The following is a 25,823-nucleotide window of genomic DNA, read 5'->3' as shown; positions in this document are numbered from 1 at the left end:
ATCAGCGCGTGCCGTACATGCGCGCCGCGACGTGCGCGCGCTCGCGGATCGCCTCGCGCAGTTCGCGGGGTGCGCGCACCTCCACCTCGGGGCACAGCCGCAGCAGCTGCCCCGCCGCGTGCGGCACCGATTCGATCGGGATGCGCAGTTCCACGCGTTCGCCCTCGGCGGGTGAGGCGGCGGTGGCGACCGCGCGGGCGAGCGCGGCGTTGATCCGCCGCAGTTCCGCCAGCCCCCGCCGCGTCGCCAGCACCACCGCTTCGCCGGAAAAGAGCTCCACCTCGAAGCGGCGCACGGACGCGCGCCAGTAGTCGGCGAGCTCGAAGCCGCGGGGCCGCTGCACCGGCGTGTCGAGCAGCGCCGCGTCCAGCACGCTCGCCACGCGCCAGGTCCGCACCTTGCCCTCGCGTCCGGCGGCGAAGTACCAGGTGCCCGCCTTCATCACCAGGCCGAGCGGATCCACGGTGCGCCGCGCCGTCCGGCTCCAGCTCTCGTACGACATCGCGAGCTGGCGCTCCTCCCACACGGCGCGCGCCACCACCGGCAGGAAAGGCACCGGTTCGGCCTCGCGGTACCACTCCACCGGATCGAGGTGCAGCCGCGACCGGATGCGGCGCGCACTCCCGCGCCAGGGAGCCGGCAGCGCCGCCAGCAGCTTGCGCTCCGCGCTCGCGACCTGCGGGCCGAGGCCGAGTTCCGTCGCCGGACCGGCGAGCCCCGCGAGGAACACGGCCTCCGCCTCGCCGGACGTGAAGCCGGTCAGCGTCGTCTTCCACCCTGGCAGCAGCTGGAAGCCGCCCGCGCGCCCGCGCTCCGCGTACACGGGCACGCCCGCGGACGTCAGTTCGTCGATGTCCCGGTGCAACGTGCGCACCGACACGTCGAGGGCGCGGGCGAGCGCCGTGGCGCTCATGCGGCCGTGCGTCTCCAGCATCATCTGGATGGAAAGAAGCCGGCTTGCGCGCATGCCGCGGAGTCTAGGCGGAAATCATGCCGCGGGATGTCATGTATGCCCCCGCACACTGCGCTGTCCCCACTGGAGCAACGCAATGGACCACCTCTGGCTCTTCGCCCTCTTCGTCTTCGGCATCATCGTCCTCCCCGGCATGGACATGGCCTTCGTGCTCGCCAGCTCGCTCGTCGACGGGCGGCGCGCGGGTCTCGCCGCGGTCGCCGGCATGGTCGCGGGCGGCGCCGTGCACACGCTCATGGGGGCGCTCGGCCTCGGCCTGCTGCTGCAGCTCGCGCCGCCGGTATTCAACGCCGTGCTTGCGGCGGGAGCGCTCTACGTGGCGTGGATGGGCGTGGCGCTCTGGCGCAGCCCCGCGACGCTGGCGGGCGTGCAGGCCCAGCCTTCGCGGGCGCCGGCGCGCATCTTCGCCCGCGCGATGGCGACCTGCCTCCTGAACCCGAAGGCCTACGTGTTCATGGTGGCCGTGTTCCCGCAGTTCGTGCGGCCCGCGCTCGGGAACGTCGGCGCCCAGGTCGCCGCGATGGGCGCGATCATTGCAGCCACGCAGCTGCTGGTGTACGGCGGCGTCGCCTTCTCCGCGGCCGTGCTGCGCAACGGCCTGCAAGGGTCGCTGGCGGCGCAGGCACGCATCGCGCGCGCCGTGGCGGCGCTGCTGGTCGGCACCTCGGGATGGTCCGTCCTCACGGGTTGGGTCCGCTGAGCACTGGCGGCCGGGCACGATAAGTGCTGGAATGGTTCCGCGCCGCCGCCGGCGGCGAGGGAGATGCCAATGAATCCATCCGACGCCCCGGCCGCGCGCGGCTACAGCCCCGGCCTCACCAACCCCGACCTCGCCCCCACGACGCCCGCACAGCGAACGTGGGGCGCGTTCAGCATCTTCAACGTCTGGACCTCGGACGTGCACAGCCTCTGGGGCTACTTCCTGGCGGCGAGCCTGTTCCTGCTGTGCGGCAGCTTCGTCAACTTCCTGCTCGCCATCGGCATCGGCTCGCTGGTCATCTACGTCCTGATGACGATGGTGGGCCTGGCCGGCGCCCGCACCGGCGTCCCGTATCCGGTGCTCGCGCGCGCCTCCTTCGGCGTCTGAGGTGCGAACTTCCCCGCGCTGGTGCGCGCCATCGTCGCCTGCTTCTGGTACGGCGCGCAGACGGCGGCCGCGTCGGGCGCCATCGTGGCGCTGCTCACGCGCTCCCCCGCGATCCTGGAATTCCACAAGACCGTGCACTTCGTGAACCACTCGGCGCTCGAAGTGATCTGCTACGTCGTCGTGTGGGCGCTGCAGCTGCTGATCATCCAGCGCGGCATGGAGACGGTGCGGCGGTTCCAGGACTGGGCCGGCCCCGGCGTGTGGCTCGCGATGCTGGTGCTCGCGCTCGGGCTGGTGGTGAAGGCGGGCGGCTTCTCCTTCGAGAGCAGCATCCCCACCGACGTCCTGCTGGAGAAGACGAAGGACGCGGGCGTGCCGGGCACGCCGGGCTCCTTCGCTTCGCTGATGGCCGTGGCCGCCGTCTGGATCACGTACTTCGCGGCGCTGTACCTGAACTTCTGCGACTTCACGCGCTACGCGAAGGACGAGGCCGCGGTGAAGAAGGGCAACCTCTGGGGCCTGCCGGTGAACCTGATGCTGTTCTCGCTGGTGGCCGGGGTGACCACGCTCGCGGCGTACAAGGTGTACGGCGAGGTGCTGATCCACCCGGACCAGATCTCGGCCAAGTTCGACAGCTGGTTCCTGGCCGCGCTCGCCGCCTTCACCTTCTGCGTGGCGACGCTGGGCATCAACGTGGTCGCGAACTTCGTGTCCGCCGCCTTCGACATCTCGAACACCTTCCCGCGCAAGATCAGCTTCAACCGCGGCGGCTACATCGCGGCGCTGATCGCGCTGGTGCTGTATCCCTTCGCGCCCTGGGAAGGGAGCGCCGCCGGCTTCGTCGGCGCGATCGGTTCCACGATGGGCCCGCTGTTCGGGATCATCATGGTGGACTACTACCTGATCGCGAAGGGCCGCATCGACGTCGACGAGCTCTATCGCGAGCACGGCCGCTACCGCTACCAGGGCGGATGGCACGTGAAGGCGCTGGTCGCGGCGGGGATCGGGATCGTGTTCTCGACGCTGCTGCCGAACTTCACGAACCTGCTGCCCACGTGGTGGGGGCTGTATGGGTGGTTCTTCGGCGTGGCGATCGGCGGCGCGAGCTATTGGGCGCTGCGGATGGTGCCGGAGGTGGAGGCGGGGCTGACGCGGCAGGCGTGAAGGGGTGGGTGCTGGGGTGCGCTGCGCGCAACCCAGCCTACGAAAGCTGGCGCGCAACCCAGCCTACGGGCCTGCGCGCAACCCAGCGTACGGCCGCCGGTGTGCACGTTCGTAGGCTGGGTTGCGCGAAGCGCACCCCAGCACACAACGCGCTAGACAGCCCCCTGCGTATTCACGTACAGCGCGTACACCGAATGGCTCGCCGCCATGAACAGCCGGTTGCGATGCCGCCCGCCGAAGCAGACGTTGGCGCAGCGCTCCGGCAGGTGGATGTGGCCGATCGCCCGGCCGTCCGGCGCGAACACGCGCACGCCGTCCAGGCCTTGCGGGTCCACGCCCGGGGCGCCGTTGCTGCCGAAGCCGCACCACAGGTTGCCCGCCACGTCGACGCGGAAGCCGTCGAAGGCACCCGGCCCCTGCGCATCGGCGGCCAGCCGCTTCTCGCCCAGCTTGCCGTCCTTGTGCGCATAGGCCCAGATCTTCCGGTGCGGCGTCGCGCGGCTCTCCACCACGTACAGCACCGATTCGTCCGGTGAGAAGGCCAGGCCGTTCGGCGCGTTGAGGTCCGTGATCACCTGCTGCAGCTTGCCGTCCGGCGCAATGCGGTAGACGGCGTGCGGCAGTTCCTGCTCCGCGGGCTCGCCTTCCCAGTAGCCGTGGATGCCGAAGCTCGGGTCCGTGAACCAGACGCTGCCGTCGCGCGCGCACACGATGTCGTTGGGCGAGTTCAGCCGCTTGCCGCCGTGGCGGTCGGCCAGCACGGTGATGCTGCCGTCGTACTCGGTGCGCGTCACGCGGCGCGTGAGGTGCTCGCAGGAGAGCAGGCGGCCCTGCCGGTCGCGGAAATGGCCGTTGGCGTTGTTGGAAGGCTGGCGGAAGTCGCTCACCGCGCCGGAAGCCTCGTCCCAGCGGATCACGCGGTTGTTCGGGATGTCCGACACCAGCAGGTAGCGGCCGTCGCCGAACCACACCGGCCCCTCGGCCCAGCGCAGCCCGGTGAAGAGGCGCTCGACGCTGGCGCTGAAGAGGCGCAGCGCGAGGAAGCGATCGTCCAGCACCTCGATGCGCGGGTCGGGGTAGCGGACACTGGTTTCGAAGGCAGGCATGGATTGCATGGGCGTCTCAGTCGGATTGCAGGCGCGACAACCGGCGCGCATGCGCCGGATTCAGCGCGCCTTGCGGCATCTTGCCAGCCAGCAACTGCTCCAGCTGGGCAACCGTTTCGCGGGACTGGTGCTGCACCGCCTCCGGCGTCAGGCCGCCGATGTGCGGCGTCGCGAGCACCCGGGGGTGGGCGGCGAGCCCGGGGGAAGGCATCTGGTCGGGTGCGCGGCCGACGTCCATCGCGCAGCCGGCCAGGGGCCCTTCGTCGAGCGCACGCAGCAGCGCGCCTTCGTCGACCAGCTCTCCCCGCGATGCATTCAGGAAGAATGCGCCGGGCTTGCAGGCCGCAAAGCGGCGTGCATCCATCAGGTTTTCCGTCGCGGCAGTCGCCGGCGCGAGGCACACCACGTGGTCGGCGCGCGGCAGCAGTTCGTCCAGCGCGAGCTGCGTGACCTGGGGATCGTCGATGCGCGTGAACGGGTCGGCGACGAGCACCCGCATGCCGAGGGCGTGGCCCAGCGCACACAGGCGCCGGCCGATCACGCCGTAGCCGATCACGCCCAGGGTCGCGCCACGCAGCTCGCTGCCCATGCCCACCGGCACGGGCTGCCCCTGCCGGAACGCGTGCACCGCGCCGGGAAAGCCCCGTGCCAGGGCGATCATGGCGCCGAGCGCCCATTCGGCCACCGCGTTGCCGAAGCCCGCGCTGGCATGCGTCACCAGCACGCCGGCGGCGCTCGCCGCGGCGATGTCCACGTTGCGCACGTCCACGGCGCAGCGCTCGAAGACGACCAGGTCCGGCAGCCGGGCGAACAGGTCCGCCGGCGCTGCGGCCTGGCGGTCACTGATGATGACGCGGCACCCCCGTGCGGCCTCCAGCAGCGCGGCGCCCACCAGCGGCGACTCGGACTCGTGCAGCCGCACGTCGGCGATCCGCTGCAGCGCCTGCAGCGCGGCCTCGCCGTAGTAGTTCCGGCGCGCCGTGGGGCCGTAGGTGAGCAGGACGCGCGGCTTCACTTGAACATCAGCTGCGGCAGCCACAGGGAGATGGCCGGGATGTACGTGATCATCGCCAGCACGAGCAGCATCGCGCCGAAGAAGGGATAGAGCGCGCGCACCACCGTCTCGATCTTCAGCTTGGCCACCGCGCTGCCGACGAACAGCACGGCGCCGACCGGCGGCGTCAACAGCCCGATGCCCAGGTTGACCATCATGATCATGCCGAAGTGCACCGGGTCGACGCCCAGCTTGGTCACCAGCGGCAGCAGGATGGGCGTGAGGATCAGGATCAGGGGCGCCATGTCCATCAGCGTGCCGAGGGCCAGCAGCAGCACGTTGATCATCAGCAGGATCACGTAGCGGTTGTCCGAGAGCCCGGCGAAGAAGGTGGTGACCTTCAGCGGGATCTGCATCAGCGTCATGATGTAGCCGAAGCTCGCCGCGAAGCCGATCAGGATCATCACGATGGAGACCGTCTTCGCCGTGCGGTGGACCAGCTTCGGCAGCTCGCTCCACTTGTAGTCGCGGTAGACGAACATCGTGACGAAGAAGGCCCACAGCACCGCGATGGACGCCGATTCCGTCGCCGTGAACACGCCCGTGAGGATGCCGCCCAGGATGATCACCAGCGTGGCCAGGCCCCACAGCGCTTCCACGGAGATCTTCAGCGCCTCGCGCAGCGGGATCACCTGGCCCTTGGGGAACTGCCTCTTGCGGGCGATGAACAGGCACAGGATCGCCAGGGTCAGGCCGAGCAGCAACCCCGGGAACACGCCCGCCATGAACAGCGCGCCGATCGAGACGCCGCCGCCGGCGGCCAGCGAGTAGATCACCGCGTTGTGGCTGGGCGGGATCAGGATGGCCTGCACCGAGCCGCTCACGGTCACGGCGGTGGAGAAGTCGCGCGGGTAGCCCTTGCGCTCCATCTCGGGAATGAGCACCGAGCCGATCGACGCGGTGTCGGCGACCGAGGAGCCGGAGATCGCGCCGAAGAAGGTGGAGGCGAGGATGTTCACCAGCGACAGGCCGCCGCGGATGAAGCCGACCAGCACGCCCGCGAAGGCCACCAGCCGCCGCGACATGCCGCCCTCGGCCATGATCGCGCCCGCCAGCACGAAGAAGGGGATCGCCAGCAGCGAGAACTTGTTGACGCCCGAGGCGATCTGGATCATCACCGCGTCCAGCGGCAGCTCGATCCACATCGCGCCCGCGAGGGCGGCGAGGCCCAGCGCGTAGGCGACCGGCACGCCGACGATCATGAGCACGAAGAAGCTGCCCAGCAGCACCAGGGTGTCCATCAGTTCGCTCCTTCCGGGGGCAGGTCGTCGGCATGATCGAAAGTGACCACCGGGCGGTCGTGCTGCGGCCCGAACACGACGTGTTCGACGATGAACAGCAGCGTCACGAGGCTGCCGAGCGGCAGCGGCAGGTAGGTCACGCCCACCGGCAGCCAGGGCAGCTCGCTGATCGTCTGCCCCATGGTGCCCTCCACCAGCCGCAGGCCCCACCCGAACACGAACAGGCTCACCGCCGCCATCGACAGGTGGACGAAGCCGGCGCAGGCGCGCTGCAGCGGCCGCGGCAGGCGGTCGGTGAGCATCTGCACCGCGATGTGCGCGCCCGCGCGATAGGCCGCCGCGGCACCGAAGAAGGTGAACATCACCATCATCAGGATGGCGATGGGCTCCGGCCACTGCGCGCCCACGCCCAGCAGGTAGCGGGCGAACACGCCGACGGGAATGATCAGGCTCATCACCACGAGGGCGAAGCCGGAGATCCAGATGCACGCGAGGTACAGCCCGTCCAGCGCGCGGACGACAGGATGGTTCATGGCAGGACTCGTGGAAGGGCCGCGCGCGGCAGGGCGCGCGGCGGTTGCGGAACGCGGTGGCTTACTTGACCGCGGCGATGCGCTTCATCAGGTCGCTGAACTGCGAGCCGTACTTCTGGCGCACGGGCTCCGTGGCGTCGTAGAAAGGCTTGGTGTCGACGTTGATGAACTCGATGCCCGCGGCCTTGAGCTTCTGCGTGTACTCCGCGACGCTCTTGTCCCACAGCGCGCGCTGCTCCTGCTGCGCCTCGCGCGAGAACTTGCGCACCAGGTCCTGCTCGTCCTTCGACATCTTGTCCCAGGTGACCTTCGACATCACGAAGATCTCGGGGATGATCAGGTGGTTGGTCTGCGTGTAGTACTTGACCGTCGTGTACTGGTTGGACGTGAACAGGGTCGGCGGGTTGTTCTCGGCGCCGTCGATCACGCCCGTCTGCAGCGCGCCGAACACCTCGGTGTGGCCCATGGAAATGCCGTTGCCGCCCATGGCGTTCATCGTGTCGACGAACAGCGGGTTGCCCATCATGCGGATCTTCTGGCCCTTCAGGTCCTCGGGCTTGCGCACGGGCTTCTTGGTGTACAGGCTGCGCGAGCCGGAGTCCATGAAGCCCAGCGCCACCAGGCGGGCCGGGCTGGCGGTGATCTTGCCCAGGATCTCCTCGCCGATCGGGCCGTCGATCACCTTGCGCATGTGCGCCTCGTCGCGGAAGACGAAAGGCATGTTGAACACGTTCACGTCCGGCACCACCGGGCCCAGCACGCCCAGCGAGATGCGGGCGATCTGGATGGCGCCCACCTGGGCCTGCTCCACCACTTCCTTCTCGGCGCCGAGCACGCCGCCCGGGAACATCTGCAGCTTGTACTTGCCCTTGGTCGCCGCCTCGAGCTTCTTGCCCAGGTTCTCGATGGCGACCACGTTGGGATAGCCGGCGGGATGGACGTCCGCGGCTTTCAGCACGGTCTGCGCCGCGGCGGCACCGGTGCCGCAGGCGAGCGCTGCGGCCAGGGCCGCCTGGATGAACTGTCGTTTCTGCATGCTTGTCTCCTTGGTGGTGGGGTGGCGCCTCGCGGCGGGATCAGTTGTCGAACGGGCCCATGTGCACGAAGCCGCCGGCCTGGTAGATGGCGGCCGGGTCCTTCGGATCGATCTTCGGTTGCGCGGCTTCCTTGGCGGCGCGGAACGGCTCGGAGCTGTCCTGCGGCCGGTAGCCGATGTGGCGCGCGGGCGTGTTGTCCCACCAGCTCGTGGCGTTGTCGGACATGCCGTAGAGGATGGTGTGGCCGGCGATGGGCGTCGTGAGGCTGGCGACGACCAGGCGCTCGAGGTCGTCGTAGCTCAGGAAGGTGGCGAGCATGCGGCGGTCGCGCGGCTCGGGGAAGGAGGAGCCGATGCGCAGGCACACGGTCTCGATGCCGTAGCGGTCGAAGTAGAAGCGCGAGAGGTTCTCGCCGAACGCTTTCGAGATGCCGTAGTAGCCGTCGGGGCGCACGGGCATCGTGGGGTCGATCACCTCGTCCTGCCGGTAGTAGCCGGTGACGTGGTTGGAGCTGGCGAAGACGATGCGCTTGACGCCCTGCTTGCGGGCGGCTTCGTAGACGTTGTAGACGCCCACGATGTTGGCCTGCAGGATCGCGTCGAAGGGCTGCTCGGTGGAGATGCCGCCGAGGTGCACCACGGCGTCCATGCCGGCCAGCAGCTGGTGCACGGCGGCGCGGTCTTCCAGCGGGGCGACCACCACTTCCTCGCCTGCCTGCGCCGGCTCCATCGTGGCCACGTCGCTCACGCGCAGCAGGCTGCAGCGCTTGCGCAGCCGGGCCCGGAGCTGGCGGCCGAGGCCGCCGGCGGCGCCGGTCAGCAGCACCCGGCCGAGGGAGAGGGGTTGGGGCGACTCCATGCTTTCCTTTCGTCGGGGCCCTGATACATTAGGGCCAACCCGTGTTGTCGTCTGTTATCAGTCGTCGTACAAGTATTTCCGCGCACCCGCCCGATGCCCCAGAGGGTTAACCCGAATGACTGAAGTCGCCGCCCGCCGCCGCCCCCGCAGCCTCGCCCACGACGTGGTCGACGCACTCAGCGGGCGCATCCGCGACGGCTCGCTCACCCCCGGCGAGAAGCTACCCACCGAGGCGGCGATCATGGAGGAGTTCGGCGTCAGCCGGACCGTGGTGCGGGAGGCGATCTCCCGCCTGCAGGCCGCGGGCCTCGTCGAGACGCGCCATGGCGTCGGCACCTTCGTGGTCGGCCTGGGCGAAGGCTCCGCCTTCCGCATCTCGCCCGACCAGCTCGGCACCCTGCACGACGTGATCGAGGTGCTGGAGCTGCGCATCGCCGTCGAGACGGAGAGCGCCTCCCTCGCCGCGGTGCGCCGGACGCCGGAGAACCTGGAGGCCCTGCGCGGCGCGCTGCAGGCCTTCATCAGCGCCCTGGAAGAAGGGCGCGATGCCGTCGGCCCCGACTTCCAGTTCCACCTGGAGATCGCCCGGGCGACCCACAACCAGCACTTCGTGGACCTCATGGGCACGCTGGGCGGCATGATGATCCCGCGCGCCCGCCTCGAGCCGCCGGGCCCCCTCACCCCGGAGCGCCAGGCCTACCTGCGCCGGGTGAACGCGGAACACGAGAGCATCGTGGACGCCATCGCGCGGCAGGACCCCGAAGGCGCCCGTGCCGCCATGCGGACGCACCTCGCGAACAGCCGCGAGCGCCGGCGGCGCCTCGCCGAAGGGCGCTAAGCCCCTTCCTGGTTGTCGGACATCCCCTTGGCAACGTTAACATCCTAGTTGTACGATGTCCTATCTCTTGACCGGACCCACCATGACGCCGAACGAACTGAAGAAGGCCCTTTCCACCGGCCTGCTTTCCTTCCCCCTCACCGACTTCGACCAGCAACTGCGCTTCGATCCGAAGGGCTACCAGGGCCGCCTGGAATGGCTGATGCCCTACGGCGCCACCGTGCTGTTCGCCGCCGGCGGCACGGGCGAGTTCTTCTCGCTGGAACCGGGCGAGTACGCGCAGGTGATCAGGACCGCGGCCGAGACCTGCAAGGGCCGCACCCCCATCGTCGGCGGCGCCGGCGGCGGCACCACCCTGGCGATCAAGTACGCGCAGGAAGCGGAACGCAACGGCGCGCAAGGCGTGCTGCTGCTGCCGCACTACCTGACCGAAGCCACGCAGGACGGCCTGGTGCAGCACGTCGAAGCCGTCTGCAAGAGCGTGAAGATCGGCGTGATCGTCTACAACCGCGGCGCGACGAAGCTGACCGCCGAATCGCTGCTGAAGCTGGCCGAGCGCTGCCCCAACCTGATCGGCTTCAAGGACGGCACCGGCGACATCGAGCGCATGGTCTCCATCCGCCAGAAGCTGGGCGACCGCTTCGCCATGATCGGCGGCATGCCCACGCACGAGGTCTACGCGCATGCGTACAAGGCGCTGGGCGTGCCCACCTACTCCTCCGCCATCTTCAACTTCATCCCGCGCACCGCGATGGAGTTCTACAACGCCTACTGGGCCGGCGACACCGCCACCACCGGCCGCCTGATCGACGAGTTCTTCCTGCCTTACCTGGCCATCCGCAACAAGGGCGAAGGCTATGCCGTGTCCATCGTGAAGGCCGGCGCCACCATCGTCGGCCACAGTGCCGGCCCGGTGCGCCCGCCCCTGTCGGACCTGAAGCCCCAGGAAGTGGAAGAACTCGCTGCCCTGATCCGCAAGCTCGGCCCCCAGTAAGGCCGCAACACCAAGAAGGAGACTCTCCATGATCAAGAAGACCCTGATGGCCCTCGCGCTGGCCGCCTCCACCGCGACTGCCTTCGCGTATCCCGACAAGCCCGTGACGCTGGTCGTGCCCTTCCCGCCCGGCGGCTCCACCGACGCCATCGCCCGCGTGATCGCGCAGGAACTGCCCAAGAAGCTGGGTGGCACCTGGATCGTCGACAACAAGCCGGGCGCCACGGGCACCATCGGCGCCGCGTTCGTGAAGCGCGCGCCCGCCGACGGCTACACGCTGTTCGTGTCCTCGCTCGGCCCGTTCGTGATCGCCCCGCACCTGATCAAGGGCGTGCAGTACGACGCGCTGAAGGACCTGGACCCGATCACGGTCGCCGTGCAGGCCCCCAACGTGCTGGTCGTGCCGGTCGCCTCGCCGGACAAGAACCTCGCCGACCTGCTGGCCCACCTGAAGAAGACCCCCGGCAAGGTGAGCTTCGCCTCCTCCGGCAACGGCTCCTCGGACCACCTCTCCGCCGAACTGTTCTGGCAGCAGACGAAGACGGAAGGCCTGCACGTCCCGTACAAGGGCGGCGGCCCCGCCATCAACGACCTGCTGGGCGGCCAGGTGGACGCGGCGTTCGTCAACATCAACAGCATCATCCAGCACATCAAGGCGGGCAAGGTGCGCGCGCTGGGCATCTCCTCCGAGAAGCGCTCGCCGCTGCTGCCGGACGTGCCGACGCTCGCGGAACAGGGCGTCAAGGGCGCCGAAGTGCAGTCCTGGCAAGCCGTCGCCGGCCCCAAGGGCCTGCCCGCGGACGTGAAGGCCAAGCTGCAGTCGGCCATCGCCGCTTCGCTGAACGACCCCGCGGTCAAGGAGAAGCTGCTGGCGCAAGGCTTCGAGATCGTCGCCAACACGCCGGAGCAGTTCGCCACCTTCCAGGCCGCGGAATTCGCGAAGTGGAAGAACCTCATCGAGTCCCGGAAAATCACGGCGGACTGAAGATGAGCGCTCCCGTCGTCAAGACGATGCGTGTGGTCCCGGTCGCCGGCCGGGACGACATGCTCCTGAACCTGTCGGGCGCGCATGCGCCCTTCTTCACCCGCAACATCGTCCTGGTGACGGACAGCGACGGCCACACCGGCCTCGGCGAAGTGCCCGGCGGCGAGAAGATCCGGCAGACGCTGGAAGACGCGCGTCCCCTCGTCGAAGGCCAGTCCATCGGCAACCTGCAGGCGATCCTGAACGCGATGCGCACGAAGTTCGCGGACCGCGACGCGGGCGGCCGCGGCCTGCAGACCTTCGACCTGCGCACGACCATCCACGCCGTGACGGCGGTCGAATCCGCCCTGCTCGACCTCCAGGGCCAGCACATGGGCGTCCCCGTCGCGGCCCTGCTCGGCGAAGGCCAGCAGCGCGACGCGGTGCAGATGCTCGGTTATCTCTTCTATGTCGGCGACCGCAGGAAGACGAACCTGCCTTACGCCTCCGAGCCGGAAGCGAAGGACGACTGGTTCCGCCTGCGCCACGAGGAAGCGCTGACGCCCGAAGCGGTGGTGCGCCTCGCGGAAGCCGCGCAGAAGAAGTACGGCTTCCAGGACTTCAAGCTCAAGGGCGGCGTGCTGAGCGGCGACGCCGAAGTCGAAGCGGTGACGGCCTTGCACGAGCGCTTCCCGCAGGCGCGCGTGACGCTCGACCCCAACGGCGGCTGGGTGCTGAAGGACGCGATCCGCCTGGGCCACAAGATGCGCGGCATCGTCGCGTATGCCGAAGACCCGTGCGGCGCCGAGGAAGGCTTCTCCGGCCGCGAGGTGATGGCGGAATTCCGCCGCGCCACCGGCCTGCCCACCGCGACCAACATGGTGGCGACCGACTGGCGCCAGATGGCCCATTCGCTCGCGCTGCAGTCCGTGGACATCCCGCTGGCCGACCCGCACTTCTGGACGATGGCCGGCTCCGTGCGCGTGGCGCAGACCTGCCGCGACTGGGGGCTGACCTGGGGCTCGCACTCCAACAACCACTTCGACATTTCGCTGGCGATGTTCACGCACGTGGGTGCGGCCGCGCCGGGCAAGGTCACCGCGATCGACACGCACTGGATCTGGCAGGACGGCCAGCGCCTGACGAAGGACCCGCTGCAGATCCGCGAAGGCTACGTGCAGGTGCCGAAGAAGTCGGGCCTGGGCATCGAGATCGACGAAGCGGAACTGCAGAAGGCGAACGCGCTGTACCAGCAGCACGGCCTGGGCGCGCGCGACGATGCGATCGCGATGCAGTTCCTGGTGCCGGGGTGGAAGTTCGATCCGAAGAAGCCCTGCCTGGTCCGATAGCTCCCTGAAATCTCCCTCTCCCGCTTGCGGGAGAGGGCAGGGGTGAGGGTCTGCGCCCTGCCCCCTCACCCCCACCCTCTCCCCAAGGGGAGAGGGAGCAAAGGCAAGCCATGTTCAAGAATCTGATCGGCGGCGAATGGGTGGAATCCACCCGCGTCTCCCGCAACATCAACCCCTCCGACACCCGCGACCTCGTCGGCGAGTACGCGCAGGCCAGCGCCGACGATGCGCGGCAGGCCATCGCGGCCGCCACCAAGGCGCAGCCCGCCTGGGGCCTCTCCACGCCGCAGCAGCGCTTCGACATCCTCGACGCCGCCGGCGCCGAGATCCTGGCGCGCAGGGCCGAACTCGGCGACCTGCTCGCGCGCGAGGAAGGCAAGACGCTTCCGGAAGCCATCGGCGAAGTGGTCCGTGCCGGCAACATCTTCAAGTTCTTCGCCGGTGAAGCGCTGCGCAGCGGCGGCGACGTGGTGCCTTCCGTGCGCCCCGGCGTCGGCGTGGAAGTCACGCGCGAGCCGGTCGGCGTCGTGGGCCTCATCACGCCCTGGAACTTCCCGATCGCGATTCCCGCGTGGAAGATCGCGCCGGCGCTGGCCTACGGCAACGCCGTGGTGCTCAAGCCCGCCGACCTCGTGCCGGGCAGCGCCTGGGCGATCGCCGACATCCTGCACCGCGCGGGCCTGCCCGCCGGCGTGTTCAACCTCGTGATGGGTCGCGGCTCCGAAGTGGGCCAGGTGCTGCTGGACGACAAGCGCGTACAGGCCATCAGCTTCACGGGCTCCGTCGCCACCGGCCAACGCATCGCGCAGGCCTGCGTCGCGCGCATGGCCAAGTTCCAGCTCGAGATGGGCGGCAAGAACCCGATGGTGGTGCTCGACGACGCCGACCTCGACGTCGCCGTCGCCGCCGCGCTCAACAGCGGCTTCTTCTCCACCGGCCAGCGCTGCACGGCCAGCTCGCGCCTGATCGTCACCGAAGGCATCCACGACAGGTTCGTGGCCGCCATGGTCGACAAGATGAAGAACCTGAAGGTCGATGACGCCCGCAAGAAGGGCACCGACATCGGCCCCGTGGTCGACGACAAGCAGCTCGCGCAAGACCTGGAGTACATCCAGATCGCCAAGGGCGAAGGCGCGAAGCTGGTGGCCGGCGGCGAAGCGATGGAGAAGAACGCCGACGGCGCGCCCGGCTGGTACCTGAAGCCCGCCCTCTTCACCGAGGCGACGGCGCAGATGCGCATCAGCCGCGAAGAGGTGTTCGGCCCGGTCGTGTCCGTGATCCGTGCGAAGAACTACGACGAAGCCCTCGCGCTCGCGAACGACACCGAGTTCGGCCTGTCCGCCGGCATCGCCACCACCTCGCTGAAGTACGCCACGCACTTCAAGCGCCACGTGCAGGCGGGCATGGTGATGGTGAACCTGCCGACCGCCGGCGTGGACTACCATGTGCCGTTCGGTGGCCGCAAGGGCTCCAGCTACGGCCCGCGCGAGCAGGGCCGCTACGCCGCGGAGTTCTACACCACCGTGAAGACGGCCTACACCCAGGCCTGAGGAAGCTCCGGGCCCGGCTTGGGCCCGTCCCCACCGGAGGAGACGCCATGAGGGACAACCGCCTGCGCACGTTGTGGAAATCGGGAGGAGCCGCGGTCAACGGCTGGCTCGCGGTTCCGAACGGCTTCTCGGCCGAGGTCATGGCCCAGCAGGGCTGGGACTCGCTCACCATCGACCTGCAGCATGGCGTCGTCGACTATCACGCGCTCGTGCCCATGCTGCAGGCGATCTCCACCACCGACACCGTGCCGGTCGTGCGCGTGCCCTGGCTGGAGCCGGGCATCCTGATGAAGGTCCTCGATGCCGGCGCCTACGCCGTGATCTGCCCCATGGTGAACACGCGCGAGGACACGCAGAAGCTCGTGGCCTGGACGCACTATGCGCCGCGCGGCACGCGCAGCTTCGGCCCCGTGCGCGCGCTGATGTACGGCGGCGCCGACTATCCGGAAAAGGCGAACGACACGATCGTCACCTTCGCGATGATCGAGACGGCAGCGGCCCTCGACAACCTGGACGCGATCTGCTCCGTCGAAGGCCTGGACGCCGTCTACATCGGCCCGTCCGACCTCTCGCTCGCCCTCGGCTGCAAGCCGGCGTTCGACGACGTGGACCCGAAAGTCGCGCAAGCCATAGACCACATCCTGGATCGCGCGAAAGCGCACGGCCTCGTCGCCGGCATCCACAACGGCGCGCCGGCCGCGGCGCTCGCCCGCATCGCCAAGGGCTTCCAATTCGTCACCGTGAGTTCCGATGCGCGCCTCATGGCGGCCGGCGCGCAGCAGGTGATGGGCGCGATGCGCGCGGGCATGCCCACGCCGCCCGCCTCCGGTTCGTACTGACCCCTCCCCAGAAAGGACTGCCATGAAGATCGGTTTCATCGGCCTCGGCATCATGGGCGCCCCGATGGCGCGCCACCTCGCCGACGCCGGCCACGAACTCTACGTGCACACCCGCAGCCAGGTGCCGCCCACCGTCGCCGAGACGAAGGCGGTGCGCTGCGCCAACGCGGCCGAGGTCGCCAAGAACGCGGAAGTGATCATCACGATGCTGCCCGACACGCCCGACGTGGAGACGGTGCTGTTCGGCGAGAACGGCATCGCGGCCGGCCTGCAGGGCGGTGCCAAGGGCAAGGTGGTGATGGACATGAGCTCCATCTCGCCGACGGCCACCAAGGCTTTCGCGCAGAAGATCCAGGCGCTGGGCGCCGACTACGTCGATGCGCCCGTGTCCGGCGGCGAAGTGGGGGCCAAGGCCGCATCACTCACCATCATGTGCGGCGCCGAACCGGCCGTGTTCGAGCGCGTGAAGCCCCTGCTGGAGAAGATGGGCAAGAACATCACCCTGGTCGGCGGCGTCGGCGACGGCCAGACCACCAAGGTGGCCAACCAGATCATCGTGGCGCTGAACATCGCCGCCGTCGGCGAGGCGCTGGTGTTCGCCAGCAAGGCCGGCGCCGATCCGGCCAAGGTGCGCCAGGCGCTCATGGGCGGCTTCGCCGCGAGCCGCGTGCTGGAAGTGCACGGCGAGCGCATGGTCAAGCGCACGTTCAACCCGGGCTTTCGCATCGCGCTGCACCAGAAGGACCTGAACCTCGCGCTGCAGGGCGCCAGGGAACTCGGCGTCGCGCTCCCCCAGACGGCGAGCGCCGCGCAGCTGATGGCGGCGTGCGCCGGCAACGGCATGGCGGGGCTGGACCACTCCGCGCTGGTGCGCGCCCTCGAGCTGCTGGCGGGCCACCAGGTCGCCGAAGGCTGAGAGAGAGAACAACCCACCCACCCTTGTCATCCCGGGCTAGGCCCGGGATCCATGGGGCCCCTCGTCGAGGCGCCCCATGGATTGCGGGTCAAGCCCGCAATGACAACCATCAGGAGACAAGCCAGTGACCATCCAACGACGCACGATCCTGCTGGGCGCCGCCGCGGGCATCGCCGCCCCCGCCTTCGCCCAGTCCGACAAGTTCCCGTCCAAGCCCATCCGCATCGTCGTCCCCTACCCCCCGGGCGGCTCTTCCGACATCATCTCGCGCGCCATCAGCAACGTCCTCTCGGAATCGCTGAAGCAGTCGGTGATCGTCGACAACAAGCCCGGCGCCAACGGCAACCTGGGCGCCGACCTCGTCGCGAAGTCCAACCCCGACGGCTACAACCTGCTGCTGTGCGACGTGGGCGCGCTGTCCATCTCGCCCTCCATGTACCCGAAGCTGGCCTTCGACCCGTCGAAGGACCTGCGCGGCGTGACCATGCTCGCCTACTCGCCCCACCTGCTGGTGGTGCACCCGTCGGTGCCCGCCAACAACCTCAAGGAGCTGGTGGCGCTGTCGAAGCAGAAGGACCTGAACTTCGCGGTCAGCGGCACCGGCGGGGCGCCGCACCTCGCGGGCGTGGCCCTGGCGCAGGCGAGCGGCGCGCGCTGGCAGTACGTGCCCTACAAGGGCGGCAGCCAGGCGATCACGGACACCGTGGGCGGCCAGTGCCAGGTGATGATGAACGGCATGCTGGCGACCTACCCGCACGTGCAGGGCGGCAAGCTCAAGCTGCTGGGCGTGTCCAAGGGCACGCGCATGCCCTTGATCGGCGAGACGCCGACGATCGCCGAGCAGGGCGTGCCCGGCTTCGAGTCCGGCACCTGGCAGGGCGTGCTCGTCCCACGCGGCACGCCGGAATCCGTCGTCCAGCGCCTCAACGCGGAACTCATCGCCGCCATCCGCAATCCCGAAGTGCGGGCCCGCCTCGCCGGCCAGGGCGCCGAGGTGGTGACCATGAGCCCCGCGCAGCAGGACCAGTTCTTCGAGAAGGAGCGGCGCCGCTGGGCGCAGGTGGTTGCCGCCGCCAACATCAAAGCCGAGTAAATGAGCGAACCCCTCTACATCACGATGCATGCGGCGGACAACGTCGCCATCGTGGCCAATGACGGCGGGCTGCCTCCGGGCACGACCTTCCCGTCCGGCCTGACCCTGCGCGACAAGGTGCCGCAGGGGCACAAGGTGGCCCTGGTGGACATCCCCGCCGGGGCGGCCGTGCGCCGCTACAACGTGCCCATCGGCTATGCCGAGAAGGACATCCCCGCGGGCAGCTGGGTGCACGAGCGCCTGCTGCGCATGCCGGAGGCGCGCACGCTGGAAGACCTGCCCTTCGCCACCGCGCAGCGCGAGCCGCAGCCGCCGCTGGAGGGCTACACCTTCGAGGGATTCCGCAACCCGGACGGCTCGGTCGGCACGCGCAACATCCTCGCGATCACGCAGAGCGTGCAGTGCGTCGCGGGCGTGACCGCGTTCGCCGTGGAGCGCATCAAGCGCGAGCTGCTCCCGCGCTACCCGAACGTCGACGACGTGGTGGCGCTGGAGCACGGGTACGGCTGCGGCGTGGCGATCGATGCGCCCGATGCGGTGATTCCGATCCGCACGCTGCGCAACATCAGCCTCAACCCCAACTTCGGCGGCGAGGTGATGGTCGTGAGCCTGGGCTGCGAGAAGCTGCAGCCCGAACGCCTGCTGCCGCCCGGCACGATCCCGATCTCCGATGCACGCGGCGAAGCACCCGAGCTCGACGTGGTGTGCCTGCAGGACGAGGCGCACGTCGGCTTCATGTCGATGGTCGAATCGATCATGCGACAGGCCACCGTGCATCTCGAGCGATTGAACAGGCGTCGCCGCGAGACGGTGCCCGCCAGCGAACTGGTGGTCGGCGTGCAGTGCGGCGGCAGCGATGCCTTCTCCGGCGTCACCGCGAACCCCGCCGTCGGCTTCTGCGCCGACCTGCTGGTGCGCGCGGGCGCCACGATCATGTTCTCCGAGACCACCGAGGTGCGCGACGGCGTCGCCCAGCTCACCGCGCGCGCGGCGACGCCCGAGATCGCGCAGGCCATCGTGCGCGAGATGGGCTGGTACGACGAATACCTGAAGCGCGGATCCGTCGACCGCAGCGCCAACACGACCCCCGGCAACAAGAAGGGCGGCCTCGCCAACATCGTCGAGAAGGCGATGGGCTCGATCGTCAAGTCGGGCAGTTCGCGGATAGCCGGCGTGCTTTCCCCCGGCGAGAAGCTGCAGCAGAAGGGCCTGGTCTATGCGGCCACGCCGGCCAGCGACTTCATCTGCGGCACGCTGCAGCTGGCCGCCGGCATGAACCTGCACGTGTTCACCACCGGCCGCGGCACGCCCTACGGGCTGGCCGAAGTGCCCGTCATCAAGGTCGCGACGCGCTCGGACCTCGCAAGGCGCTGGCACGACCTGATGGACGTGAACGCCGGCACCATCGCCGAAGGCAAGGCCACGATCGAGGAAGTGGGCTGGGAACTGTTCCGCCTCATGCTGGACGTGGCGAGCGGCCGCAAGAAGACCTGGGCCGAGCAGTGGAAGCTGCACAACCAGCTGGTGCTGTTCAATCCGGCGCCGGTGACCTGATCGTGCGCGCGGACCGGCGGAGCCTGTTGATCGCCGGTGCCGCTGCGGCGCTGGCGCCGCTCGCCCGGGCGGAAGCGTATCCGTCGCACACGGTGAAGCTGGTCGTCGGCGCGCCGCCCGGGGGCCCGGGCGACTTCCTCGCCCGACTCTATGGCAAGGGCATGGGCGCGGCGCTGGGGCCATCCTTCGTCGTCGAGAACCGGCCGGGTGCCAGCGGCACGCTGGCAGCGGAAGCGGTGGTGCGTGCGGCCGCCGATGCGCACACGCTGCTCGTGTCCGGCCCGGCGGCGATCTCCGCCGCACCGCACCTGATGAAGCTCGGCTACGACCCGGCGACCGACCTCGTGCCGGTGAGCATGCTCGGCGCCGGCGCGTTCGTGCTGGCGGTGCATCCCTCCGTGCGCGCGAGGAACGTCGGCGAACTGCGGGACCTGGCGCGGTCGCGAACGCGTGGCGTGTCGTACGGATCCGGCGGCAGCGGCTCGTCCTCGCATCTGTGCACGGAGCTGTTCTGCGAGGCGCTGGGCGTGAAGATGCACCACGTGCCGTACAAGGGCGAAGGCCAGGCGGTGGCCGACCTGCTCTCCGGCGAGATTCAGGTGATGTTCACGGCACCCAACGTGGCGTTGCGACATGCACGCGCGGGCACGCTGCGGCTGCTGGCGGTGACGTCCCGCGAGCGCATGGCGGGGTTGCCGGACGTGCCCACCGTGGCCGAGTCGGGCGTCTCGGGTTTCGAGTACATCGCCTGGCAGGTCGTGTTCGCGCCGGCGGCGACACCTCCTGCGCGCATTGCGACGCTGGTGGGTGCGTGGGAGAAGGCGCGGCGTGCGCCGGAGCTGCGGGAGCAGGTGGAGACGCTGGGAATGGCGGCGCCGGAGGCGCTCGTTTCCGGCGAGCCGCTGGCAGCTTTCCTGCGTGCGGAGTCGGCCCGGCTGGGGCGGCTGATCCGCGACGGCGGCATCAAGGCGGAGTAGGACGCGTAGGCTGGGTTTCGCGCCAGCGAACCCCAGCGCTTTTCGCGCAACGCTGGTGTGCGCTCACGCGCAACCCAGCCTACCGCGGGGGAATCGCATCGACCCGAGGTCAAGCCCGCGATGACTCCCGTTGGCGGGCAGATGATTCCATCCGCGTACTCTCCCTCTCCACGATCGTGAACCCCACGTCCACGCTCTTCTGCTCCTGCGGCTTCCCCGCGAAGCGCTCCAGGAACATCGCGGCCGCGCATTCGCCGATGCGGGCGCCGTCCACGCGCACGGAGGTGAGCGGCGGGTAGAGGGCCTGCGCGAAGTCGGTGTCGCCGGTGCCGATCACCGCGATCTCGCCCGGCACCGCGATGCCGCGCTCGCGGCATTCGCTCAGCACGCCGGCCGCGGTCATGTCGGAGCCGCAGTAGATCGCGTCGACCCGCGGGCCGTGATCGAGCAGGTCGGCCATCAGCTTGCGGCCGACGGGATGGCTGGTCGGCGGCGGCACCAGCACGACGTGCACCGGCGGCAGGCCCAGCCGCGCGGCTTCACGAGCGAAAGCCTTGTTGCGGCGCTGCGCGCGGTCGTCGTCGCCGCTGAAGATCGCGAGCCGCTGGTGGCCGAGGCCGGCGAGATGGCTGCAGACGGCGGCGCCCAGCTTCTCGTTGGACATGCCGACGGCCATGTCGACGTGGTTGCGCACCAGGTCGCCGGCCTCGATCACCGGGATGCCCGAGGCGGCGAGCAGGTTGCGCACCGTCTTGTCCTGCACCGAGCCGGTGACGAGGATGCCGTCGGGCCGCCGGCCCAGCGTCGTGCGCACCAGGTCGACTTCGCGCCCGGGCTGGTATTGCGTCTGGCCGATCAGGACTTCATAGCCCTCCTTCGCCAGCGCGGCGGTCAGGGCCGCGAGCATGGTGTCGAACACGTGCGTCGCGAGCGTCGGCACGATCGCCGCGACGAGCCGCGTCTGCGACAGCCGCAGGCTCACCGCAGCCATGTTCGGCACGTAACCCACCTGGTCCATCGCGGCGCGCACGCGCGCCAGCGTCTCCGGCGCGAGCTGCTGCGGCTGCTTCATGGCGCGCGACACCGTCATGAGCGACACGCCGGCGAGCGCCGCGACGTCGCGGATCGTCGCCTTCGCCGTGGGGCCGCGATTCGCGGTAGTGACGGGGGCGGACGCTTTTCTCGACGGCATGTGCCGATGCTAGCAGGGGCAGGCGCGGGATTTCCCTCACGGAGGCGGCGGTTGGTTAACGTTAACATCCCTCGGCGCTGCGCAGCGTTCCCATCTCAACCCACAAGGATTCATCGTGCATACAGCAACCAGGCCCAGCAGCCTGCTGACCGCGCTTTTCGCATCCGCCGCGCTCGTCGGCTGCGGCGGTGGCGGCGGTGGCGGCGGCATCGACGTCGGCGCCCCGGCTCCTGCGCCCGCGCCCGCGCCGGCACCCGACATCACCAAGAGCTTCCGTTCAGCGGGCCTCGTCTGGGGCGCGCCGACCACGGCCGCCGACCAGAGCGTCAGCGTTCCCGTCATGACCGCCTCCGGCGTCGTCACGCTCAAGACACCGCCCGTGGATCCCGCCAAGGTCACCGCGCTGCGCGCCACGCTGGTGCCCGGCAACCTGGTGGACTGGGTGCCCGGCACCGAGGCGAACACCGCGAAGCTGGCCGAGGACGCGGCGCGGACCTTCAACGTCATCCTCGCCAAGGGCAGTTCCGCCGCCGCCCAGTTCAACCTGGCGAAGTACGGCGCCTCCGTCACGCGCAACGAGGGCGTTCCCGGCCCGATGGTCGCCGCCGGCTGGGTGTATGCCAAGGGCTCCGGCAGCATCACCGTGGGCGACGGCCGCATCGTGACGGCCGACATGGCCAGCCGCGCCTACGCCTCGCCGATCAAGCGCTACGAGGAGACGTACGCCGTCTCCGCCGACGTGAAGGTGTTCAACGTCGACACGTCCGACTACGGCAAGAGCGCCGCATCGGACTTCGCGTCCATTCCGGTCACCGCCGACTACAACTACGCCACCACGTCGCGCCAGGCCGCCTACCTGCTGTTCGACAACAACTACCAGAACGCCGACAAGGCGAAGGTCGTCGCGATCTGGTATTTCACGCCGAAGACCACCTCCGACGGCAAGCCCGTGTGGGACGTGCCCACGCAGAGCCCGCTGCTGGCGGACAAGGGCAACGACCCCGTCTCCGGCCAGCCCTTCGCGACCATCAACGCCACCGGCGTCACGCAGGCGCCGTACACGCGCAGCACCGAGCCTTTCGAGATGGTGAAGAACACCATGTACTACGTGGGCGACAACGAAGTCGCTTCGTACGTGCTGAAGGCCGACATGGGCACGGCCGACCCGTCGGACGACCGCGTGATCAAGGTCGACGCCGGCTGGCCCAACAGCGGCTACCAGTACTGGAAGAACATGGAGCTCCTGGGCCTCGACCCGCGCTCCGTGACCGACAGCTGGCTCACGCACGCCCACGGGGACCACTACGGCACCATCGTCGAACAGGTCCGCATGATGGACAACGCGGGCAAGCCGCTGCGCCTGTGGGGGTCCAAGGAAGACATCGTCGGCATCACGGCGGACCTGCAGGGCAACCAGTGGAACATCGCGCCCACGCTGCCCGCTTCCGAAACCGAGATCCGCGAACGCACCACGAACTACTACGAGTTCGACAAGTGGTACGACTACGGCAACGTGCAGATCAAGGTGATCTGGTCGCCCGGCCACACCACCGGCACCACCAACATGCTGTTCAAGGTGAAGAACCCCGTCGACGGCAAGTTCTACACCTTCGGCTACCACGGTGGCTACGGCGTCAACGGCATGGAGTCGCCGACCGCGGCCAACGGCTGGCGCCGCCTCGCCTGGCAGCACGGCTTCAGCTACCTGCAAAGCACGATCGACACCGACTTCGTGTCGCCCCAGCACACGAACCAGTTCCCGATCGTCGAGGTGTACCAGGCGCTGAAGGCCTACAACCGCGACCCGGCCAACGTGAACCAGCAGCTCACGATGCTGGACGCGCTGCGCTCCCGCGTGTTCGACTCGCCGGTGGTCAACGGCGTGAACATCACGACCGAGTTCGCCAACCAGCTGGAGAAGCGCCGCTCTGTGATCACGTACGCCGCGAGCGACACCGCCAACACGCGCTACAAGAGCATCGAGACCTCCGGCCCGTTCAAGCCGGGGCGCGAGACGGGGCTCGTGAACGTGCAGGCGAAGCTGCTCGATGGCGGCAAGATCATCCAGGGCTTCGTGGGCGCGCAGAACAAGAACCCGCGCATCCCGCTGCTCGCCAACGGCATCCCGAACGCCACCGACGGCTACACCAACGACCCGGGCGGCTTCTTCGTGCAGGTGGCGATCGACGTCCAGGACCCGGTCTACCACGGCTTCCTGCCGAACGGCTTCACGCAGCTGAGCCCCGGCCTGGGCACGACGATCACCTACCAGGGCGGTCCGATCGAGTCCACGAATGCGGCGCGCGGCACCTTCCACCCGCCGGAGTACCTGCGCACCGTGCGCCTGAACTCGCTGGCGGATGCGCAGGCGATCCTCGCGACCATAGCCGCGGGCCGCACGGTCACGCTGTCCCTCACGCGGGATAGCCAGATCGTGGTGCCCACGGACGTGACGCAGACGTTCCGCTGATGCACACCGCGATACGAAGGACGCTGCTGGTGCTGTGCACGGCAGCGTCCGTCTCCGCGGTGGCGGCGACGGGCGAGGCGCTGAAGGAATACGAGCTCGCGCGCATCAACAGCGGCGTGACCGGGCAGAAGCTGGACCTCGCGCAGGCGCACGTGCACCTGCGCAAGGCGGCGGAGCTCGGCCACCTGCCGGCGCAGGTGGAGCTGGCCTTCGTCTACTTCAACGGCAACCAGCAGGTGCGCAAGGACCTGGCGCAGTCGTTCCAGTGGTTCCGCAAGGCCGCGGAGGCCGGATCCGTGCCGGCGCAATGCATGCTGGGCGACTTCTACAAGGACGGCCTCGGTGGCGCTCCGAAGGATCCCGCCAAGGCTTTCTCGCTGTACCAGCGCACCGCGACCTCCAGGGATCGCTGCGCACCGAAAGCGCAGCTGGCGTTGTACGGCGCCTACGAGGCTGGCCAGGGTGTGCGCAAGGACCTGCCGACCGCGATCGCGTGGCTGAAGAAATCCGCCGACGGGGGCGATCCGCGCGCGCAGGCGACCTTGTCCCGCAACTACTTCCAGGGCTACGGCGTTCCTCGCGACGAGGAACTCGGACGCCACTGGAAACGCAAGTCCCGCGAGGGCGTCGCGCCCCACGACGACGAGGAAGGGAACGCACACGGGGCGGGCCCGCACGACCACCGCCGCTGAGCGTCGGGCGGATCCCTCTCGCCGCCGCCTCCATTGCATGGCAATCTCGCGGGTGGCACTGTCGCCACCCAAGAGGACGCCATGAACACATCCAAGAAACTGATCCTTGCCACGGCCGCCGCGGCTCTGCTCACCGCCTGCGCCTCTATGCCCTGGAACCACGTGCGCGTCGGGGGCAGCTTGACGGGCTCGGAGGAAGTCCCGGTCGTGAACACCGCGGGCCGGGGGCAGCTCGAAGGCCTGTACAACAAGCAAACGCGCAAGCTGACGTACACCGTCACCTACAACGGCCTGAGCGGCCCCGCGACGGCCGCGCACTTCCACGGCCCCGCCAGCTCGGGACAGAACGCGGGCGTCGTGATCCCCTTCCCGAATCCAGCGGACCCGATCAAGGGAGAAGCGACGCTGACCGAAGCGCAGGAAGCGGACCTGCTCGCCGGGCGGTGGTACGTGAACGTGCATACGCGCGCGCATCCGGGCGGGGAAATCCGCGGGCAGGTCGTCGCGAAGTAAGCCGCGCATGGCCAGCCTCTCCTCCGACGAGGTCGCCCGGTACGCACGCGACGGCTGGGTGAAGCCCGCGTGGCGGCTGCCGCGCGATCGCACCAACGCGATGCGCGAGGCGCTCGACGAGCTCATCGCGCGCAATCCGGGCGTGCGGCCGGAGAAGCTGGTGTCCGCGCACATCGAGGGCGACAACGGCGAAGGCGTGCGCGGCAGCGCGGCCTTCCTGGAACTGGCGCGCGACCCCGAGATCGTCGACCTGGTCTCCGGCGTCGTCGGCGAGGACGTGATCCTCTGGGGCTGCCACGTGTTCTGCAAGCCGCCGGTGGACGGCTACGAGACGCCCTGGCACCAGGACGGCCACTACTGGCCGATCCGTCCGCTGGCCACCTGCACGGTCTGGGTGGCGCTGGAAGCCAGCGACCGCGGCAACGGCTGCCTGCGCGTGGTGCCCGGCTCGCACGCCGCGCGCACGCTGCATCCGCACCTGCACGAGGACCGAATCGATCTCACGCTGAACCAGCGCATGGCGACGGGTGCCTTCGACGAGGCGCAGGCGGTCGACGTGGAGCTCGAACCCGGCGAGATGTCGCTGCACGACGTGTACATGATCCACGGGGCGCGGCCGAACACGTCCGAGCGGCGCCGCACGGGCGTGGCCTTGCGCTACATGCCGTCCACGTCCTTGTTCGACCGCAGCCTGCGGCCGTCCGACGGGAAGACCGGCGTCGCAGTGAACTTCGCGCGCCGGCCGTTGTGGCTGCTGAAGGGCGTCGATCGCGCCGGCAATGATTTCGTGACCGGGCATCCGCGGTGATGCTGGGGTGCGCTGCGCGCA

Annotated in this window: 22 protein-coding genes and 2 pseudogenes; 16 read left to right on the top strand and 8 right to left on the bottom strand. The window is 69.4% G+C overall.

The features are described from left to right. Position 1: 1 nt before the first annotated feature. Entirely contained in the window at positions 2–967 is a 966-nt protein-coding gene (locus H8N03_RS01360) for a helix-turn-helix transcriptional regulator (protein ID WP_187074323.1), read from the bottom strand. Positions 968–1,049: 82 nt separating this feature from the next. Between H8N03_RS01360 and H8N03_RS01355 the strand changes: the two genes are divergently transcribed. Then, the gene (locus tag H8N03_RS01355) at positions 1,050–1,673 is read left to right on the top strand and encodes a LysE family translocator (RefSeq protein WP_187074322.1); all 624 of its coding nucleotides are present in this window, start codon (positions 1,050–1,052) and stop codon (positions 1,671–1,673) included. A 69-nt stretch (positions 1,674–1,742) separates the two neighbouring features. Next, a pseudogene (locus tag H8N03_RS01350) lies at positions 1,743–3,224 on the top strand (NCS1 family nucleobase:cation symporter-1). 152 nt (positions 3,225–3,376) lie between these two features. On the opposite strand, the gene H8N03_RS01345 reads toward H8N03_RS01350, so the two are convergent. The 6 genes from H8N03_RS01345 to H8N03_RS01320 all read right to left on the bottom strand — a co-directional run bounded on the left by H8N03_RS01345 (position 3,377) and on the right by H8N03_RS01320 (position 9,053). Then, positions 3,377–4,381 (bottom strand): SMP-30/gluconolactonase/LRE family protein, encoded by a 1,005-nt coding sequence (locus H8N03_RS01345; RefSeq protein WP_187074321.1) that lies wholly within the window; start codon positions 4,379–4,381, stop codon positions 3,377–3,379. Beyond that, entirely contained in the window at positions 4,347–5,345 is a 999-nt protein-coding gene (locus H8N03_RS01340; RefSeq protein ID WP_354005058.1) for an NAD(P)-dependent oxidoreductase, read from the bottom strand. The genes H8N03_RS01345 and H8N03_RS01340 overlap by 35 nt, the downstream gene beginning before the upstream one ends. Further along, complete coding sequence (locus H8N03_RS01335; protein WP_187074320.1) at positions 5,342–6,625, bottom strand: TRAP transporter large permease; 1,284 nt, start codon at positions 6,623–6,625, stop codon at positions 5,342–5,344. Before H8N03_RS01335 ends, H8N03_RS01340 begins: the two co-directional genes overlap by 4 nt. After that, entirely contained in the window at positions 6,625–7,158 is a 534-nt protein-coding gene (locus H8N03_RS01330; RefSeq protein ID WP_187074319.1) for a TRAP transporter small permease, read from the bottom strand. The genes H8N03_RS01335 and H8N03_RS01330 overlap by 1 nt, the downstream gene beginning before the upstream one ends. Positions 7,159–7,219: 61 nt before the next feature. Beyond that, the gene (locus tag H8N03_RS01325) at positions 7,220–8,194 is read right to left on the bottom strand and encodes a TRAP transporter substrate-binding protein (RefSeq protein WP_187074318.1); all 975 of its coding nucleotides are present in this window, start codon (positions 8,192–8,194) and stop codon (positions 7,220–7,222) included. Positions 8,195–8,234: 40 nt separating this feature from the next. Beyond that, positions 8,235–9,053 (bottom strand): NAD-dependent epimerase/dehydratase family protein, encoded by an 819-nt coding sequence (locus H8N03_RS01320; RefSeq protein WP_187074317.1) that lies wholly within the window; start codon positions 9,051–9,053, stop codon positions 8,235–8,237. A 115-nt stretch (positions 9,054–9,168) separates the two neighbouring features. Between H8N03_RS01320 and H8N03_RS01315 the strand changes: the two genes are divergently transcribed. The 10 genes and pseudogenes from H8N03_RS01315 to H8N03_RS01270 all read left to right on the top strand — a co-directional run bounded on the left by H8N03_RS01315 (position 9,169) and on the right by H8N03_RS01270 (position 20,127). Next, positions 9,169–9,891 carry a FadR/GntR family transcriptional regulator gene (locus H8N03_RS01315; RefSeq protein WP_187074316.1) on the top strand — a complete coding sequence of 241 codons (723 nt, stop codon included), beginning with the start codon at positions 9,169–9,171 and terminating at the stop codon, positions 9,889–9,891. An 82-nt stretch (positions 9,892–9,973) separates the two neighbouring features. After that, positions 9,974–10,885, top strand: coding sequence for a 5-dehydro-4-deoxyglucarate dehydratase (gene kdgD, locus H8N03_RS01310; protein ID WP_187075180.1), 912 nt, complete (start codon positions 9,974–9,976; stop codon positions 10,883–10,885). Between the two features lie 28 nt (positions 10,886–10,913). Beyond that, positions 10,914–11,870, top strand: a complete 957-nt coding sequence (locus H8N03_RS01305; RefSeq protein ID WP_187074315.1) for a Bug family tripartite tricarboxylate transporter substrate binding protein — start codon at positions 10,914–10,916, stop codon at positions 11,868–11,870. 2 nt (positions 11,871–11,872) lie between these two features. Beyond that, positions 11,873–13,198, top strand: coding sequence for a glucarate dehydratase (gene gudD / locus H8N03_RS01300; RefSeq protein WP_187074314.1), 1,326 nt, complete (start codon positions 11,873–11,875; stop codon positions 13,196–13,198). Between the two features lie 110 nt (positions 13,199–13,308). After that, entirely contained in the window at positions 13,309–14,748 is a 1,440-nt protein-coding gene (locus H8N03_RS01295; RefSeq protein ID WP_187074313.1) for an aldehyde dehydrogenase family protein, read from the top strand. Positions 14,749–14,795: 47 nt separating this feature from the next. Continuing rightward, positions 14,796–15,587, top strand: coding sequence for an HpcH/HpaI aldolase family protein (locus H8N03_RS01290; protein ID WP_187074312.1), 792 nt, complete (start codon positions 14,796–14,798; stop codon positions 15,585–15,587). Between the two features lie 16 nt (positions 15,588–15,603). Beyond that, positions 15,604–16,503, top strand: a pseudogene (locus H8N03_RS01285) (2-hydroxy-3-oxopropionate reductase); the annotation flags it as partial. 124 nt (positions 16,504–16,627) lie between these two features. Next, a complete protein-coding gene (locus tag H8N03_RS01280) occupies positions 16,628–17,596 on the top strand; it encodes a Bug family tripartite tricarboxylate transporter substrate binding protein (RefSeq protein WP_187074310.1) in 969 nt (322 codons plus the stop codon). After that, a complete protein-coding gene (gene garD, locus H8N03_RS01275) occupies positions 17,597–19,150 on the top strand; it encodes a galactarate dehydratase (RefSeq protein WP_187074309.1) in 1,554 nt (517 codons plus the stop codon). 26 nt (positions 19,151–19,176) lie between these two features. Continuing rightward, complete coding sequence (locus tag H8N03_RS01270) at positions 19,177–20,127, top strand: Bug family tripartite tricarboxylate transporter substrate binding protein (protein ID WP_187074308.1); 951 nt, start codon at positions 19,177–19,179, stop codon at positions 20,125–20,127. Positions 20,128–20,236: 109 nt separating this feature from the next. On the opposite strand, the gene H8N03_RS01265 is transcribed toward H8N03_RS01270, so the two are convergent. After that, a complete protein-coding gene (locus tag H8N03_RS01265) occupies positions 20,237–21,319 on the bottom strand; it encodes a LacI family DNA-binding transcriptional regulator (RefSeq protein ID WP_187074307.1) in 1,083 nt (360 codons plus the stop codon). Positions 21,320–21,434: 115 nt separating this feature from the next. Here H8N03_RS01265 and H8N03_RS26575 point away from each other — a divergent pair, with 115 nt between their 5' ends. The 4 genes from H8N03_RS26575 (at position 21,435) to H8N03_RS01245 (ending at position 25,802) form a co-directional block, all read left to right on the top strand. Then, positions 21,435–23,789 carry an MBL fold metallo-hydrolase gene (locus H8N03_RS26575; protein ID WP_187074306.1) on the top strand — a complete coding sequence of 785 codons (2,355 nt, stop codon included), beginning with the start codon at positions 21,435–21,437 and terminating at the stop codon, positions 23,787–23,789. Continuing rightward, positions 23,789–24,481: a tetratricopeptide repeat protein gene (locus H8N03_RS01255; RefSeq protein WP_187074305.1), complete on the top strand. Its 693-nt coding sequence runs from the start codon at positions 23,789–23,791 to the stop codon at positions 24,479–24,481. Before H8N03_RS26575 ends, H8N03_RS01255 begins: the two co-directional genes overlap by 1 nt. 81 nt (positions 24,482–24,562) lie before the next feature. Beyond that, positions 24,563–24,994, top strand: coding sequence for a CHRD domain-containing protein (locus H8N03_RS01250; protein WP_187074304.1), 432 nt, complete (start codon positions 24,563–24,565; stop codon positions 24,992–24,994). A 7-nt stretch (positions 24,995–25,001) separates the two neighbouring features. Next, positions 25,002–25,802, top strand: a complete 801-nt coding sequence (locus tag H8N03_RS01245) for a phytanoyl-CoA dioxygenase family protein (RefSeq protein WP_187074303.1) — start codon at positions 25,002–25,004, stop codon at positions 25,800–25,802. Positions 25,803–25,823: the final 21 nt, after the last annotated feature.

Origin of the sequence: Ramlibacter cellulosilyticus (genome assembly GCF_014297465.1) — a bacterium.
Taxonomy (GTDB): domain Bacteria; phylum Pseudomonadota; class Gammaproteobacteria; order Burkholderiales; family Burkholderiaceae_C; genus Ramlibacter; species Ramlibacter cellulosilyticus.
Note: the sequence above shows the minus strand (reverse complement) of the source record. Positions and strands in the feature narration are given on the sequence as shown.

What these genes read in the sequence shown, in the direction of transcription:
- H8N03_RS01360 (WP_187074323.1), bottom strand. Translation starts at nt 967, where the DNA reads ATGCGCGCAAGCCGGCTTCTTTCCATCCAGATGATGCTGGAGACGCAC.
- H8N03_RS01355 (WP_187074322.1), top strand. Translation starts at nt 1,050, where the DNA reads ATGGACCACCTCTGGCTCTTCGCCCTCTTCGTCTTCGGCATCATCGTC.
- H8N03_RS01345 (WP_187074321.1), bottom strand. Translation starts at nt 4,381, where the DNA reads ATGCGCGCCGGTTGTCGCGCCTGCAATCCGACTGAGACGCCCATGCAA.
- H8N03_RS01335 (WP_187074320.1), bottom strand. Translation starts at nt 6,625, where the DNA reads ATGGACACCCTGGTGCTGCTGGGCAGCTTCTTCGTGCTCATGATCGTC.
- H8N03_RS01330 (WP_187074319.1), bottom strand. Translation starts at nt 7,158, where the DNA reads ATGAACCATCCTGTCGTCCGCGCGCTGGACGGGCTGTACCTCGCGTGC.
- H8N03_RS01325 (WP_187074318.1), bottom strand. Translation starts at nt 8,194, where the DNA reads ATGCAGAAACGACAGTTCATCCAGGCGGCCCTGGCCGCAGCGCTCGCC.
- H8N03_RS01320 (WP_187074317.1), bottom strand. Translation starts at nt 9,053, where the DNA reads ATGGAGTCGCCCCAACCCCTCTCCCTCGGCCGGGTGCTGCTGACCGGC.
- H8N03_RS01315 (WP_187074316.1), top strand. Translation starts at nt 9,169, where the DNA reads ATGACTGAAGTCGCCGCCCGCCGCCGCCCCCGCAGCCTCGCCCACGAC.
- kdgD (WP_187075180.1), top strand. Translation starts at nt 9,974, where the DNA reads ATGACGCCGAACGAACTGAAGAAGGCCCTTTCCACCGGCCTGCTTTCC.
- H8N03_RS01305 (WP_187074315.1), top strand. Translation starts at nt 10,914, where the DNA reads ATGATCAAGAAGACCCTGATGGCCCTCGCGCTGGCCGCCTCCACCGCG.
- gudD (WP_187074314.1), top strand. Translation starts at nt 11,873, where the DNA reads ATGAGCGCTCCCGTCGTCAAGACGATGCGTGTGGTCCCGGTCGCCGGC.
- H8N03_RS01295 (WP_187074313.1), top strand. Translation starts at nt 13,309, where the DNA reads ATGTTCAAGAATCTGATCGGCGGCGAATGGGTGGAATCCACCCGCGTC.
- H8N03_RS01290 (WP_187074312.1), top strand. Translation starts at nt 14,796, where the DNA reads ATGAGGGACAACCGCCTGCGCACGTTGTGGAAATCGGGAGGAGCCGCG.
- garD (WP_187074309.1), top strand. Translation starts at nt 17,597, where the DNA reads ATGAGCGAACCCCTCTACATCACGATGCATGCGGCGGACAACGTCGCC.
- H8N03_RS01265 (WP_187074307.1), bottom strand. Translation starts at nt 21,319, where the DNA reads ATGCCGTCGAGAAAAGCGTCCGCCCCCGTCACTACCGCGAATCGCGGC.
- H8N03_RS01255 (WP_187074305.1), top strand. Translation starts at nt 23,789, where the DNA reads ATGCACACCGCGATACGAAGGACGCTGCTGGTGCTGTGCACGGCAGCG.
- H8N03_RS01250 (WP_187074304.1), top strand. Translation starts at nt 24,563, where the DNA reads ATGAACACATCCAAGAAACTGATCCTTGCCACGGCCGCCGCGGCTCTG.
- H8N03_RS01245 (WP_187074303.1), top strand. Translation starts at nt 25,002, where the DNA reads ATGGCCAGCCTCTCCTCCGACGAGGTCGCCCGGTACGCACGCGACGGC.